Source organism: Kitasatospora sp. NPDC059462, from assembly GCF_042749955.1.
Classification (GTDB): domain Bacteria; phylum Actinomycetota; class Actinomycetes; order Streptomycetales; family Streptomycetaceae; genus Kitasatospora.
Genome location: NZ_JBHYUU010000037.1, coordinates 1 through 14,407, shown reverse-complemented (window position 1 = coordinate 14,407; position 14,407 = coordinate 1). Strand labels below are relative to the sequence as shown.

The following is a 14,407-nucleotide window of genomic DNA, read 5'->3' as shown; positions in this document are numbered from 1 at the left end:
GGTGTCGCCGGTGGTGTTCCTGGACGGCCGGAGCATCGCCGAGGTGGTCGCCCACTTCACCGGGCTCACCACCGGGGCACCGGCCGCGCCCGCCCCGGGCCCCCCCCGCCGGCCCCCCCCCCCCCCCCACCCCCGCCCCGGGCCCGGTCCCGGTCCCGGTCCCGGTCCTGCGGAACGAGCCCGTCCCGGACCGGAGCTTCCTCGACGAGCTGTCCGAACTGGACGCCGAGGAGCTGGTGGAGGAACTCGACGCGCGCGGGCTGCTGGAGGCCACCGACGCCCCGGCCCTGGAGCAGCTGCGCGCCGAGGGTTCCGGGCTCCTGCTCGCCCCGGCCTCGCACGGCCAGGCCTCGCTCTGGTTCATGCAGATGGTCGCGCCGGACGCCGTGCCCTACAACTTCATGGTGACCGCCCGGATCCGCGCCGCGGTCGACGAGAAGGTCCTCGAACACGCGGTCCGCGCCGTCATGGACCGCCACCCCGCCCTGCGCACGCTGTTCGTGGAGGCGGGCGGCCGCCCGTACCAGGTGGTGCTGGACGAGCCGGTGTACGAGTTCACCGTGGTCGACGGCTCCGCCCTGGACCCGGAGGAGGCCCGCGAGGAACTCGCCCGCCGCGGCCACGAACCGCTCGACCTGGACAACGGGCCACTGGTGCGGATCGTCCTCCTGACCCGGGAACCGGCCGACCACTATCTGCTGGTGCTCGTCCACCACATCGCCTCGGACGCGGCCTCGGCCGAGGTGATGATCCGCGAGATCCAGGAGTTCTACCAGGGCGCCGACCCGGCCGGGCGCGAACCCGCCGCCCCCTACACCGAGTTCGTCGCCCGCGAGCGGGAGTGGCTGGCGGGTCCGGCGGCCGGGGCGGCGCTGGACTGGTGGTCCCGGCAGCTGGAGGACCCGCCCGCCCGGCTCGACCTGTCCGACAAGGAGCGGCCGCCCGGCGTCACCTACGAGGGCCGCGACCTCGCGTTCCGCTGGAGCGCCGAGGAGACCCGTCTGCTGCGGGAGTTCGCGGTGCGCGAGGGCGTGTCGGTCAGCACGGTGGTGCTGGCCGGGTTCTTCGCCACGCTCAACCGCGCGGTCGGCACCGAGGACGCGGTGCTGGCCACCGCGATCGCCCAGCGCTCCGAGCCCGGCTGGGAGTCCGCCGTCGGCTACTACCTCAACACCGTGCTGGTCCGGGCGAACCCGGCCCCCGACCGCAGCTTCCGGGTGCTGCTGGGCGAGGTGCACGCCTTCTCGCTCGGCCTCCTGGAACACATGGACTACCCGCTCGACCTGCTGGCCTCCCAGCTGAAGCCGCCGCGCGCCGAGGGCCGTTCGCCGTGGTTCGACGTGGTGGTGAACTGGCTGTCCTCGGACGCCTTCCCCCGCGCCGTCAAGCTCTTCCACGGCGTCGGCGACACCCTGTCGCCGGACGGCGCGCTGCCGCTCGAACCGCTCCAGGTGCGCCGTCACCTCGCCAAGTTCGACCTGGAGATCTCGATGGCCGACATCGACGGCCGGGTGGCCGGCCACGTCCAGTTCAAGCCGGGCTACCTGGAACGGCACACCGTCACCGCGCTGCTCGCACTCTTCCGCACGGTGCTCTTCGACTCGATCGCCCACCCCGACCTGGCCCTCGGCGCCGTGGCGCCGGCCGGCCTCCCCGAGGAGACGGACCAATGACCGAGACCCTGCACTCCGAGTTCCTCGCCCAAGCGGTCAAGAACCCCGACGCGACCGCCGTCTGCTCCGACGCCGGCGTCCTGACGTACGGCGAACTGAACGAGCGCTCCCGGCTGCTGGCCGAGCGGCTGACCGCCGTCGGCGCGGGCCCCGGCATGCCGGTCGGCATCTGCGTCGAGCGCACCCCCGACCTGCTGGTCGCCGTCCTGGCGGCCCTGCGCACCGGGTCCTGCTACCTGCCGCTGGACCCGAACTACCCCGCCGACCGGCTGGGCTTCATGGTCGGCGACAGCGGGACCGGGCTGCTGCTGACCACGCCCGCCTCCCGCGCCGCCTGCCCGCCGGGGCCGACCGTGGTGGTGCTGGGCGACACCGTGACCGTCGAGCCCGGCGCCGAGCCCGCCGCGGTCGTGCCCGAGGACACCGCGTACATCATCTACACCTCCGGCTCCACCGGCCGGCCCAAGGGCGTGGCCGTGCACCACGGCGGCTGCGTGGCGATGCTCTCCGAGATGGACCGCGCCCTGGAGGGCTGCGACCTGAGCGGCGTGGCGGCGGCGAGCTCGGTGTGCTTCGACATGTCCGTGATGGAGATCTTCAACGCGCTCTGCCGCGGCGGCACCGTGGTGCTCGTCGAGAGCGCCGTGCACCTGGCGGAGAGCCGGTACGCCGACCGGATCACCCATCTGAACGTCGTGCCGTCGGTGATGAACGGCCTGCTGGACGCCGGGGCGCTGCCGCCGAACGTGCGCTCCGTCGTGTTCGGCGGCGAGGCGCTGCGCCGCAAGCTGGTGGACCGGACCTACCGCGAGACCACCGCCGAGCGGGTGTACAACGCCTACGGCCCCACCGAGGGCACCGTGTTCTGCTCCTTCGGCCCGGTGCCCGAGGGCGGGACCGAGGAGCCGACGATCGGCCCGCCGACGACCGCCGACCGGATCCACGTGCTGGACGGCGACCTGAAGCCGGTCCCGGCCGGTGAGCCCGGCGAGCTCTTCCTCGGCGGCCCCAAGGTGGCGCACGGCTACGTCAACCGGCCGCAGACCACGGCCGAGCGCTTCCTGCCGGACCCGTTCGCCGGCGGTGACGCGCGGATGTACCGCACCGGCGACCTGGTCGCGTTCACCCCCTCCGGCGAGCTGCGCTTCCTCGGCCGCACCGACCACCAGGTCAAACTGCGCGGCTACCGCATCGAGCTGGAGGAGGTCGAGGCCCGGCTGACCGCCTGCCCCGAGGTGCGGGAGGCGGCCGCCGCCGTCCGGGGCAACCGGCTGCTCGGCTACGTGGTGCCCGCGGGCGAGGGCGCCGCGCCGGACGGCCCGCGGCTGGACGCCGCGCTCCAGAGCGCCGTCACCGGGCGGCTCGCCGCCGAACTGCCCGACTACATGGTGCCCGCGACGCTGGTGTTCCTTCCCGCCCTGCCGCTGGGGCCGGGCGGGAAGCTCGACCGCTCCGCACTGCCCGAGCCGCCGGCCGGCACCGGCGCCCCGCTGACGGCCGCGAGCACGCCGACCGAGGTGGCCCTGGCGGAGATCTGGGGCCAGCTGCTCGACCTCGACCCCTCGGGCATCGACGTCCAGTCCGCCTTCTACGACCTGGGCGGCGACTCGCTGCTGCTGGTCCGCCTCGCCCGGCTGATGACCCGGCGCTTCGAGCGGCGCGTGCGGGTGCCCGACCTCTTCAGCTTCCGCGACATCGCCTCCCTCGCCCGCTGGCTCGACGACGAGAGCGGCGAAGCCCCCGAGGTGGTCCGGTCCGCCCGTGCTCGTGCCACCGCCCGCCGTGCCGCGCTGCGCGGGCGCGGTGGCGCCACCGGCCGCTGAGCCACCCTTCCCTCGACGACGAAGCAGGAGCCTTCCCATGACCGACAGCCCCGAGCAGGAGTACGACCCGGGCGACGTGGCCGTGATCGGCATGTCCCTGCGGGCGCCCGGAGCCCGCACCAAGGAGCAGTTCTGGGACAACCTGGTCCACGGCCGGGAGTCCATCAGCTTCCTGGCCAAGGACGACATCCATGTCGACGAGACGCTGATCCACAGCCCGTTCTACGTCCGGGCCTGCGGCGTGCTCGACACCTACGACCAGTTCGACCCCTCGGTGTTCGGCATCAGCGACCGGATGGCCGCCGCGATGACCCCGGAGAACCGGCTCTACCTGGAGAGCGCCTGGGAGACGCTGGAGGACGGCGGCTACGACCCCGACCGGCTGAAGGCCGAGGTCGGCATGTACGGCGCCAACAACCCGCAGACCGCCGCGCTCTACAGCTCCCCGCCGGACCGCGTGTCGGTCGGCCCCGAGGCGATCGAGGCCAGCCTGGCGTGGTCGCCGGACACCATGACCTCCAACGCGCTGTACTACATGGGGCTGACCGGTGAGGCCGTCACCGTCGCCGCCGTCTGCGCGGGCTTCCACTACGCGGTGCACCTGGCCTGCCAGTCGCTGCTGCTCGGCCAGACCGACCTGGCGATCGCCGGCGGCGCGATGGTCCGGCTGCCGCACCCCCGCGGCCACCTGTGGGAGGAGAACCGCATCCTGTCGAAGGACGGTCACTGCCGCCCGTTCGACGCCAACGGCACCGGCACCGCGCTGTCCAGCGGTGTGGTCACCGTGCTGCTGAAGCCGCTGGGCCGGGCCGTCGCCGACCGCGACCACATCTACGCCGTGGTCAAGGGATCGGCCGTCAACAACAACGGGGTCAGCGCGATGGCCTACGGCCTGGCGCAGCCCGAGCGGCTGAGCGCCTGCATCGCGAGCGCCATGGAGGTCGGCGGCGTCACCCCGGACACCGTGTCCATGTACGAGGCGAACGGGCTCGGCATGCCGGTCACCGACGAGCTGGAGGTGCATGCGGCGAGCATGGCGTTCGGCAAGCAGACCGCCGCCACCTCGATCGGCGGGGTCAAGGGCAACGTGGGCCACGGAGGCGTGGTGTCGGGCGGCTTCGGCGCGATCAAGGCCGCGCTGTCGCTGTACCACCGGACGCTGCCGGCGACGATCAACCTGACCGAGGTCAACCCCGACCTCGACCTGCCGGGCACCCCGTTCGTGCCGCAGCTCGAAGGGGCCGGCTGGGAGCCGGAGGCCGGCGTCCGCCGCGCCGGGATCACCTCGATCGGGGGCGGCGGCTACAACGCCCACCTGCTGCTGGAGGAGGCGCCGGCCACCGCCGCGCGGGCGCCCGAGGAGACGGGCCGGCCGCGGCTGGCCACCCTCTCCGCCCTGGACGACGAGGCGCTGGCCCGTCAGCGCGAGCGGCTCCGGGCGTGGCTGGAGGCCGACCCCGGGCTCCGGCTGGACGACGTCTGCTTCAGCCTCAACCTCGGCCGCAAGGTGATGGCCCGGCGGTGGGCGGCGGTGGTCCGCAGCCGCGCGGAGCTGCTCGCGGCGCTGTCCGGCGACGCCGGCGGGCCGGCCGCCGTCAGCACCGCCGACGCCCCGCAGCCGGGCCCCGACGACTTCACCCGCACGGAGCGGGGCATCGTGCCCTCCGCTCCCCACGCGCGGGCGCTGTCCGAGCTGGCCGCCGCCTGGGTGGGCGGCCGGCAGGTGGACTTCGAGGCCCTGCACCGCGGGGAGGCCAGCCACCGGGTGCCGCTGCCCACCTACCCGTTCCGGCCCCGCCGCTTCTGGCGGACGGACTGGTGACCGTGACCACCCCGGCACCGGACACGGTGGACCTGGGCGACCCGGCCACCTTCGCCGACCACGACCTCACCGGCTTCTGGCGCACCCTGCGCGACACCGCCCCGCTGCACTGGAACCCGCCGGCCGACGGGCGGCCCGGCTTCTGGGTGCTCTCGCGCCACGAGGACATCATGAACGCCTACCGGGACAACGTGAACCTCACGTCCCAGCGCGGCAATGTGCTCGTCACCCTGCTGGAGGGCGGTGACGCCGGCGCCGGCCGGATGCTGGCCATCACCGACGGACCCCGGCACCTGGAGCTGCGCAAGATCCTCCAGCGGGTGCTGTCCCCGCGGGTGCTCGACGAGGTCGCGCTGACCGTGCGGGCGAACACTCGGCGGTGGATCCGCGAGGCCGTGGAGTCGGGCGGCTGCGACTTCGCGGAGCGGATCGCGAGCCGGATCCCGATGACCACGATCTCGAACCTGCTCGGCGTGCCCGAGCAGGACCGGGAGTACCTGCTCGGCCTGACCAGGACCGCGCTCTCGGCCGAGGACGAGTCCGTCGACGAGCTCGACTCCGAGATGGCCCGCAACGAGATCCTGATGTACTTCATGGACGTCGTCGAGGAACGGCGCGAGAACCCGGGCGACGACGTGATCAGCATGCTGATCGACAGCGCCGTCGACGGCGTGCCGCTGTCCGACGAGGACGTCGTGCTCAACTGCTACAGCCTGATCATCGGCGGCGACGAGACCAGCCGGCTGACGATGATCGACTGCGTCCGCACCCTCGCCGCCCGGCCGGACCAGTGGCAGCGGCTCAAGCGCGGCGAGGTCGCCGTCGGGACCGCCGTCGAGGAGGTGCTGCGCTGGGCCTCGCCCACGATGCACTTCGGGCGCAGCGTCGAGCGGGAGACCGAACTGCACGGCGTGCGGCTGCGCCCGGGCGAGATCCTGACGCTCTGGCACGCCTCCGGCAACCGGGACGAGCGGGTCTTCGCCCGGCCCGGGGTGTTCGACCTCGGCCGCACCCCCAACAAGCACCTGGCCTTCGGCTACGGCCCGCACTTCTGCGTCGGCTCGTACCTGGCGAAGGTGGAGATCGCCGAACTGCTCACGGCGCTGCGGGACTTCACCACCGGCTTCGAGCAGAACGGCGAGGCCCTGCCGATCCGGTCCAACTTCCTGACCGGGTTCTCCACCATGCCGGTGCTGTTCCACCCCGACCGCTCCGGACTGAAGGCACCCGACCCGCGACCGCAGGAGGACCGGTGAACATCTACATCTCGGGACAGGGGGCGTTCGCGGTGCAGGTCGCGGAGGCCCTGCTGGACAAGGGGCACAAGATCACCGGGGCGGCCGCACCCCGGCTGCGCAAGGGGAGGTCCGACGAGGGCGACGCGATGTGCTGGGACCGCCTGCGCTCCTGGGCCTACCACCGGGACATCCCGTGGACGGACTCCGCCGAACTGCGGGCGCGGCACGTCCCGGACGGCGTGGACGTCATCATCGCCGCGCACTCGCACGCCTTCCTCGGCCGTCAGACCCGCGCCCGGGCCGGCATCGCGACGATCGGCTACCACCCCAGTCTGCTGCCGCTGCACCGCGGCCGGGACGCGATCCGGTGGACGATCCGCGACGGCGACAAGGTGACCGGCGGGAGCGTCTACCACCTCACCGAGCGCACCGACGCCGGCCCGCTCGCCGCCCAGGAGCACCTGTTCGTGCCCCCGGGCTCGACCGCGCAGAGCCTGTGGCGCGACCAGCTGGCACCGCTCGGGGTGCGCCTGCTGCTCCGGGTGGTCTCCGACCTCGCCGCCGGCCGGCACATCGAGGTCCCCCAGGACGAGAAGCTGGCGACCTGGGAGCCCGCGATGGGCGCTCCCCCGCTGTTCAAGCCCGAACTCATCGCGCTGCCCGGCTCGGTGAAGGTCGACAGCAGCGCGTGGGCGCTCCACGAGCGGTAGGCGGAACCCGGCGCACGGCGGGGCCCGGTGCCTCCGCCGGGCGCCGGGACGTCGGGCGTCGGGCGCCGGGCGCTGCGGCGCGGTCAGGCGAGGGCCTTCTCCAGGGCGGCGAGGTAGTTGCGCATCAGGTGGTCGCGGATGCCCTCGCCGTCCGGGGAGAACGCGGCGGCGCCCAGCCCCTTGGCGCGGTCGGCCAGGCCGCCCACCAGTCCGGTCCGCTCGCGCAGCCGGCCCGCCGAGTCGATGTGGTGCAGCGTCTCCACATGGGTGAAGGCGGGCTCCGGGGGCAGCTGCGGCACGATGTCGTTGGCGTGGACGAAGCGGTGGGTGCGGCCCTGGAGGCCCTGGTCGTAGGCGGCGGCCAGCAGGCGGTCGCAGGTGCGGGGCTGGCCGAAGGTGTAGACGCCGTCGGCCCGCAGCCGGGGGTCCTCCAGGCTCAGCCGGGCGGCGGTGAGCATCGCGAGCGCCCCGCCGAGGCTGTGCCCGGTGAACCAGACGCTCTGCCCGTCGGTGCGCAGTTCGGCGAGGGTCTTGGCGACGTCGGGGAAGACGGATTCGAGGGCCTCGGCGAAGCCGTAGTGGACGAAGCCGGTGCGGGCGGGACCGGGCCAGGGCGGCGTGGTGCTGTCGGTGAGCCAGTCGCGGATCTGCGCGGGCTCGGTGCCGCGGAACGCGGTGACGATCATGTGCTCGCCGGCCATCGTGAAGGCCTGGGTGTCCTGGAGCGGGAACGGCGGGGTGAAGCGGGTGCGGTGGTGGCGCACGGTGTCGAAGCCCCAGGCGCGGGCCTGCGCCTCGATGGTGGCCTCGTCCTGGTAGGCGAGCTCGGCGGCCTTCGCCAGGTTGTAGGCCAGCGGGAGGCCGAAGTCGGTGGCACGCTGGTCGAAGGTGGTGGGTACGGCCACGGTGGGACGCTCCTGTCGGGTCGGCGGGCGGGACGACGGGGCCACGGCGGACCTCGCCCGCGCCCCGTCCCGGGCAAGCGGTCCGCGACGGCCCGGTGACCATCAGTGACGCTACCCCGGCGGGAGTTCGTGGGCGACCGGACGGGCGGGGCCCCGGCGCGGGAGGTTCCACCGCGCCGGGGCCCGCTCGCGCCGGGAGCTAGCAGATCCTCGGCAGCTGCTCGCCCATCGGCAGGTCCACCACCCGGGTGCCGCCGAACGCCGTCCGGGCGACGACCGTGCCGGGGTGGTCGGCCACACACGCGCCGATCACCGCCGCGCCCGTGCCCCGGGGGTGCGCCCGCATGGCGGCGAGCACCGCGTCCGCCTCCTCGCGCGGCACGAAGGCGACCAGCTTGCCCTCGTTGGCGACGTACATCGGGTCGAGGCCCAGCACGGCGCAGGCGTTGGCCACTGCGGGCGGCACCGGGACGGCCCGCTCGTTCACCACCACGCCCACGCCGGCCGCCGTCGCGATCTCGTTGAGGGCCGCGCCCAGCCCGCCCCGGGTGGGGTCGCGCAGCGCGTGGAGGTCCGGGGTGACGGCGAGCATCGCCCCGACCAGGCCGCCGAGCGCGGCGCAGTCGCTCTCGACCGTGACCCCGAACTCCAGGCCCTCGCGCACGCTCATGATCGCGACGCCGTGCAGCCCGATGTCCCCGCTGACGATCACCACGTCGCCCGGCACCGCCCGCTGCGGCGCGATGCGCACGCCCTCCGGGACGAGCCCGATGCCGGCGGTGTTCAGGTAGACGCCGTCGCCGCGGCCCGCCTCCACCACCTTGGTGTCGCCGGTGACCACCTCCACCCCGGCCGCCCGGGCGGCGGCGCCGAGGGCCTTCGCCACGCGGTCCACCACGGCCATCTCCACCCCCTCCTCCAGGATGAAGCCGCAGGAGAGGTAGGCGGGCCGCGCCCCGCTCATCGCGAGGTCGTTGACCGTGCCGTTGACGGCGAGGTCGCCGATGCTGCCGCCGGGGAAGAACAGCGGCCGCACCACGTAGGAGTCGGTGGAGAACGCGAGGCGGGCGCCGCCGAGTTCCAGCACGGCGGAGTCCGCGAGGCCGGCGAGGGTCCGGTTGCCGTAGGCCGGGGCGAACAGGCCCGCCACCAGTTCGGCGGACATCGCCCCGCCTCCTCCGTGCCCCATCACCACCCGGGGGTGGTCGCGCAGCGGCAGCGGACAGCTCCAGCCGGAGAGGTCCGGTCCGGTCAGGGTCACGGTGTCAGCCAACGGGGCTCGCCTCCCGGGGGACGCCCGGCGTGCCGAGCCGCCGGTAGAGGTAGTACGCGGCGCAGGCGCCCTCGCTGGACACCATGGTGGCGCCCAGCGGGGTGCGCGGGGTGCAGACGGTGCCGAACGCCTCGCACCGGTCGGGCTTGAGCAGCCCCTGGAGCACCTCGCCGCTGCGGCAGGCCGCGGGCTCGCGGGTGGTGATCCCCGTGACGTCGAAGCGGTGCTCGGCGTCGTGGTCGCGGTAGCGCGGCGAGAGCCGCCAGCCGCTGCCCGGGATGACCCCGATCCCCCGCCAGGCCCGGTCGGTCACCTCGAAGACGTCCGCCAGCATCGCCCGGGCCGCCGGGTTGCCCTCCGGCCGGACGGCCCGCGGGTACGCGTTGTCGACGGTGTGCTCGCCGCGCTCCAACTGCCGTACGGTGCGCCGGATCCCCTCCAGGATGTCCAGCGGTTCGAAGCCGGTGACCACGATCGGCACCCGATGGCGCTCGGCCAGCTCCGGGTACTCCTCGACACCCATCACGCTGCACACGTGCCCGGCCGCGAGGAAGGCCTGCACCCGGCAGTCCGGCGCATTCATGATGGCCTCGACGGCCGGGGGCACCCGGACGTGCGAGACCAGCATGCTGAAGTTGCGCACGCCCTGCTTCCTGGCCTGGTGGACGGCCATCGCGTTGGGCGGCGCGGTGGTCTCGAAGCCGATGCCGAAGAACACCACCTCGCGGTCCGGGTTCTCCCGGGCGATCCGCAGCGCGTCCAGCGGCGAGTAGACCACCCGGACGTCACCGCCCTCGCCGCGGACCCGGAACAGGTCGCGGTCGGTGCCCGGCACCCGCAGCATGTCGCCGAAGGAGCAGAAGATCACCCCGGGCCGGGAGGCGATCGCCAGTGCCCGGTCGATCACCTCCAGCGGGGTCACACAGACCGGACAGCCCGGGCCGTGGATCAACTCGACACCCTCGGGAAGCAGTTGGTCGATCCCGTGCCGAATGATGCTGTGCGTCTGCCCGCCACACACCTCCATCAGCGCCCACGGCCTGGTCACCGCGGCCCGGATGTCGGCGAGCAGCCCGCCCGCCAGCTCCGGGTTCTGGAACTCCTCCAGGTACCTCAACTCCGCTCCTCCGTTCCGGCCGGCCCGGCCGCCGCCTCCCACGGGTCCCCGAACTCCTCCTGCAACAGCCCGAGTTCGGCGAACAGGTCGAGGGTCCGCCGGGCCGACTCCTCGTCCAGCCGCTGCAGGGCGAACCCCACGTGCACGATGGCGTACTCACCCACCGCCAGATCGGGGAGGTACTCCAGGCAGACGTCCTTGACGACGCCGCCGAAGTCGACGACCGCCATCCGCGTGCCGTCCCGCTCCGCGATCTCCATCACCCTGCCGGGCACCGCCAGACACATCCGCCCTCTCCTCTCAACCGGCGCCCGGGCCGCCGGCCCGGGCGGCCACCATCAGCTGGCCGAGCGCCAGTCCGCCGTCATTGGGGGGCACCCGGCGATGGCGCAGCACGGTGAAGCCGTCGGCCCGCAGGCCACGCCCGCAGTCGGCGGAGAGCAGCGCGTTGGCGAACACCCCGCCGCTCAGCGCGACCGTCTCCAGTCCGCAGCGCTCGCGGGCGGCCCGGCACAACGCGCGGACGAGGCCGGCCACCGCGGCGTGGAAGCGGGCGGCGACCAGGCCTGCCGGCGCGCCGGCGGCGAGGTCGGCGACCACTCCCGCCAGCACCGGTCCGGGGTCGCCGACCAGGACGCCGCCCTCCGGGCGCAGCGCGAAGGCGTAGCCGTCGGCCGGGCCGTGCTCCAGCGCCGCCGCCTCCAGTTCGACCGCCGCCTGCGCCTCGTAGCCGGCCAGCTGGCAGACCCCGGCCAGCGAGGAGACCGCGTCGAACAGCCGGCCCATGCTGGAGGTCGGCACGCAGTTCAGCGAGCGGGTCAACTGCCGCTCCAGTACGGCACGTTCGCCGTCAGGGCAGGCCCGGACGGCGGGCAGCGAGGCGGTCCAGGGCAGACCGGCGGCCCACAGATGGGCGAGCGCCATCCGGTAGGGGCGGCGCACCGCCGCGTCGCCGCCGGGCAGCGGCACGTACCCGAGGTGCCCGAACCGCCGGAAGCCGTCGTAGTCGGCGAGCAGCACCTCGCCGCCCCAGACCGCGCCGTCGTCGCCGTAGCCGGTGCCGTCGAAGGCGACGCCGATGACCGGGCGGCGGCCGTCGAGACCGTGCTCCGCCATGACCGAGGCGATGTGCGCGTGGTGGTGCTGCACCGTCCGCGGCTGCGCCGTCGGGTGGGTGCGCCGGGCGTGCCGGGCGGAGCGGTAGCCGGGGTGGCGGTCCACCACCAGCACCTCGGGCCGCACGGCGGTGACGGCCGCCAGCTGCGCCACCGCGCGGTCGAAGGCGCCGAGGGTGGCGAGGTCGTCCATGTCGCCGATGTGCCCGGACAGCCAGGCGTAGCCGCCGTCCGCCAGCGCGAAGGTGTTCTTGAGGTCCCCGCCGGCCGCCAGCGCGGGCCGGACCGGCACGGGCAGCGGCAGCGGCAGCGGCGCGTGGCCGCGCGAGCGCCGCAGCGGCAGCTGCTCCCCGTCGACGACCCGGACCACCGAGTCCTCGCAGGGGACGTGGATGGCCCGGTCGTGCGTCAGCCAGGCGTCGACCAGCGGGGCGAGCCGGGCGAGGGCCTCGGCGTCGTCGGTCACGATGGGCTCGCCGGACAGGTTGGCGCTGGTCATCACCAGCAGCCCGGGGCCGGGCGGGGCGAGCAGCAGGTGGTGCAGCGGGGTGTACGGCAGCATCACCCCGAGGTCGGGGCTGCCGGGCGCCACCGCGTCGAGCCCGTCCGCGGCCGGGCCCGGGCGGCGCAGCAGCACGATCGGCCGGGCCGGGCCGGTGAGCAGTTCCTCCTCGACCGGGCCGAGCCGGACGAGCGCGGCGAGCTCCGTGAGGTCGCGGGCCATCAGCGCGAAGGGCTTGGCGCCGCGGCGCTTGCGCCGGCGCAGCCGGGTGACGCTCGGCGCGTTGCGGGCGTCGCACGCCAGGTGGTAGCCGCCGAGGCCCTTGACGGCGAGGACCGCTCCCTCGCGCAGCAGCCGGCGGGCCCCGTCGAGGGCGGCCTCGCGCTCGACGGCGGGCCGGCCGGGGACGGTGAGGGCGAGCCGGGGCCCGCAGGCGTGGCAGCAGAGCGGCTGGGCGTGGAAGCGCCGGTCGGCGGGGTCGGTGTACTCCCGGGTGCAGTCCGGGCAGAGCGGGAAGCCGGCCATGGTGGTGTTGGCGCGGTCGTAGGGCAGCCCGGTGACGATGGTGTGGCGCGGTCCGCAGTTGGTGCAGCTGATGAACGGGTGGCGGTGGCGGCGGTCGGCCGGGTCGGCGAGTTCGGCGAGGCAGTCGGCGCAGGTGGCGGTGTCCGGCGGCACCAGGGTCCGGCGCGGGCCGCCGGCGCGGGACGGCGTGATGGCGAAGCCGCGGGCGCCGGTGGGGGTGAGCGGCGCGTGCTCCACGGCGGCGACCAGGGCGAGCGGCGGCGCGTCCCCGGCGATCCGGCGGCAGAACGCCTCGACCGCCTCCGGCCCGCCCTCGACCTCGGCCAGTACGCCCTCGCCGGTGTTGGTGACGGTGCCGGCGAGGCCCAGCTCGGTGGCGAGGGCGAAGACGAAGGGCCGGAAGCCGACGCCCTGGACGACCCCGCTGACGGCCACCCGGCGCCGTACCGTCACGACCGCTCCGCCGCCGCGCCCGCGTGCGTGGGCCCGTGCCCGTGCTCGTGCTCGTGCCCGTGGGAGTGGCCGTGCGTGTGCCCGTGCCCGTGCCCGTGCTGCGGCGCGCCCGCCATCACCGGCCGGTGGACCGGCGCGCCGTCCAGCACCGCGCAGGCCCGCTCCAGCAGCGTCCCCGTCCCCTGCCCGGTGCGGGCCGAGGTGCGGACCACCTCCACCCCCGGGTTGACCCGGGCGACGGCGGCCAGGAACGCGGCCTCGTCGAACTCCACCGCCGCCGCGAGGTCGGCCTTGGTCACCAGCACCAGGTTGGCCAGGCCGAAGGCGGTCGGGTACTTGAGCGGCTTGTCCTCCCCCTCGGTGACCGAGGCGAGCACCACCCGCAGCGACTCGCCGAGGTCGTAGGAGGCCGGGCAGACCAGGTTGCCGACGTTCTCCACGAACAGCAGCCTGGTGTCCCGCGGCAGCCAGCCGGCCAGCTGCGCGGTGAGCATCTCGGTCTCCAGGTGGCACAGCCCGTCGGTGAGCACCTGCTTCACCGGCACGCCCGAACGGGCCAGCCGCAGCGCGTCGTTCTCCGTCGCGAGGTCGGCGGTGAGCGCCGCGACCGCGATCCCGCGCTCGCGGGCCAGCGCGAGTTCGGCCTCCAGCAGTGCCGTCTTCCCGCTGCCCGGGCTGGAGAGCAGGTTCACCACGACGGTGCCCCGGGCGAGCAGCCGGGCGCGCAGTTCACGGGCGCCCTCGTCGTTGCGGGCGAGGACCGCCTGCCGGAGTTCCACCGTGCGACACATGGGTTTCAGCCTTCCTGTCCGGCACCGGTACCGGCGCCCGGCGGGCGTGCGGCCCACTCCACGCCGAGGATCTGCAGTTCGCGGCCCGCCAGCAGTTCGACCCGGCCGCCGGCGCAGTGCGGGCAGCCCAGGTCGGGCGGCATGCCGACGGCCCACTCGGCCGCGCACGGCACGCACCTGGCCCGCCCCGCCACCGCCTCGGTCTCCAGCACGGCGCCCGCCACCAGCGTTCCGGCGCAGGCCAGTTCGAAGCAGAAGCCGAGGGCCGCGGGCACCACCCCGGCCAGTTCGCCGATCTGCAGACGCACCCGCACGACCGCCCGGGCCCCGTGCCGGCGCGCCGCGGCGTCCACCTGTTCGACGACGGCCGTCGCGATCGACATCTCGTGCATGGGCCCCGTTCCCGGCTGGGAGGCAACAGGCCCCATTACAGGCCGCGGCGGCGGCAGCGGCCCGCAGC

Annotated in this window: 12 protein-coding genes; 5 read left to right on the top strand and 7 right to left on the bottom strand. The window is 74.7% G+C overall.

Annotation, left to right across the window (positions count from 1 at the left end; translation table 11 throughout):
- Positions 1-236 precede the first annotated feature (236 nt).
- From ACFXAM_RS12760 to ACFXAM_RS12740, 5 genes are read left to right on the top strand one after another with little or no spacing between them, the layout of a single operon-like run.
- A complete protein-coding gene (locus tag ACFXAM_RS12760) occupies positions 237-1,673 on the top strand; it encodes a condensation domain-containing protein (RefSeq protein WP_380290375.1) in 1,437 nt (478 codons plus the stop codon).
- Positions 1,670-3,496, top strand: a complete 1,827-nt coding sequence (locus ACFXAM_RS12755; RefSeq protein ID WP_380290373.1) for an amino acid adenylation domain-containing protein — start codon at positions 1,670-1,672, stop codon at positions 3,494-3,496. The genes ACFXAM_RS12760 and ACFXAM_RS12755 overlap by 4 nt, the downstream gene beginning before the upstream one ends.
- 37 nt (positions 3,497-3,533) lie before the next feature.
- The gene (locus ACFXAM_RS12750; protein WP_380290324.1) at positions 3,534-5,318 is read left to right on the top strand and encodes a beta-ketoacyl synthase N-terminal-like domain-containing protein; all 1,785 of its coding nucleotides are present in this window, start codon (positions 3,534-3,536) and stop codon (positions 5,316-5,318) included.
- The gene (locus tag ACFXAM_RS12745) at positions 5,315-6,574 is read left to right on the top strand and encodes a cytochrome P450 (RefSeq protein WP_380290322.1); all 1,260 of its coding nucleotides are present in this window, start codon (positions 5,315-5,317) and stop codon (positions 6,572-6,574) included. The genes ACFXAM_RS12750 and ACFXAM_RS12745 overlap by 4 nt, the downstream gene beginning before the upstream one ends.
- Positions 6,571-7,266, top strand: coding sequence for a formyltransferase family protein (locus tag ACFXAM_RS12740; RefSeq protein WP_380290320.1), 696 nt, complete (start codon positions 6,571-6,573; stop codon positions 7,264-7,266). The genes ACFXAM_RS12745 and ACFXAM_RS12740 overlap by 4 nt, the downstream gene beginning before the upstream one ends.
- 83 nt (positions 7,267-7,349) lie before the next feature.
- Here the strand turns inward: ACFXAM_RS12740 and ACFXAM_RS12735 are convergent, their stop codons facing one another.
- The 7 genes from ACFXAM_RS12735 to hypA form a co-directional block, all read right to left on the bottom strand.
- On the bottom strand, positions 7,350-8,171 hold the full coding sequence (locus tag ACFXAM_RS12735; RefSeq protein WP_380290318.1) for a lipase family protein: 822 nt from the start codon (positions 8,169-8,171) through the stop codon (positions 7,350-7,352).
- Between the two features lie 199 nt (positions 8,172-8,370).
- On the bottom strand, positions 8,371-9,444 hold the full coding sequence (gene hypE / locus ACFXAM_RS12730; RefSeq protein WP_380290316.1) for a hydrogenase expression/formation protein HypE: 1,074 nt from the start codon (positions 9,442-9,444) through the stop codon (positions 8,371-8,373).
- On the bottom strand, positions 9,437-10,561 hold the full coding sequence (gene hypD, locus ACFXAM_RS12725) for a hydrogenase formation protein HypD (protein WP_380290314.1): 1,125 nt from the start codon (positions 10,559-10,561) through the stop codon (positions 9,437-9,439). The genes hypE and hypD overlap by 8 nt, the downstream gene beginning before the upstream one ends.
- Entirely contained in the window at positions 10,558-10,848 is a 291-nt protein-coding gene (locus tag ACFXAM_RS12720; protein WP_380290313.1) for a HypC/HybG/HupF family hydrogenase formation chaperone, read from the bottom strand. The genes hypD and ACFXAM_RS12720 overlap by 4 nt, the downstream gene beginning before the upstream one ends.
- Before the next feature lie 13 nt (positions 10,849-10,861).
- The gene (gene hypF / locus ACFXAM_RS12715) at positions 10,862-13,156 is read right to left on the bottom strand and encodes a carbamoyltransferase HypF (protein ID WP_380290311.1); all 2,295 of its coding nucleotides are present in this window, start codon (positions 13,154-13,156) and stop codon (positions 10,862-10,864) included.
- Positions 13,153-13,947: a hydrogenase nickel incorporation protein HypB gene (gene hypB / locus ACFXAM_RS12710; protein WP_380290309.1), complete on the bottom strand. Its 795-nt coding sequence runs from the start codon at positions 13,945-13,947 to the stop codon at positions 13,153-13,155. The genes hypF and hypB overlap by 4 nt, the downstream gene beginning before the upstream one ends.
- A gap of 5 nt (positions 13,948-13,952) precedes the next feature.
- Positions 13,953-14,339, bottom strand: a complete 387-nt coding sequence (gene hypA / locus ACFXAM_RS12705) for a hydrogenase maturation nickel metallochaperone HypA (protein WP_380290307.1) — start codon at positions 14,337-14,339, stop codon at positions 13,953-13,955.
- Positions 14,340-14,407 lie beyond the last annotated feature (68 nt).

Coding starts and splice junctions, on each gene's coding strand:
- ACFXAM_RS12755 (WP_380290373.1), top strand. CDS start 1,670: ATGACCGAGACCCTGCACTCCGAGTTCCTCGCCCAAGCGGTCAAGAAC.
- ACFXAM_RS12750 (WP_380290324.1), top strand. CDS start 3,534: ATGACCGACAGCCCCGAGCAGGAGTACGACCCGGGCGACGTGGCCGTG.
- ACFXAM_RS12720 (WP_380290313.1), bottom strand. CDS start 10,848: ATGTGTCTGGCGGTGCCCGGCAGGGTGATGGAGATCGCGGAGCGGGAC.
- hypB (WP_380290309.1), bottom strand. CDS start 13,947: ATGTGTCGCACGGTGGAACTCCGGCAGGCGGTCCTCGCCCGCAACGAC.
- hypA (WP_380290307.1), bottom strand. CDS start 14,339: ATGCACGAGATGTCGATCGCGACGGCCGTCGTCGAACAGGTGGACGCC.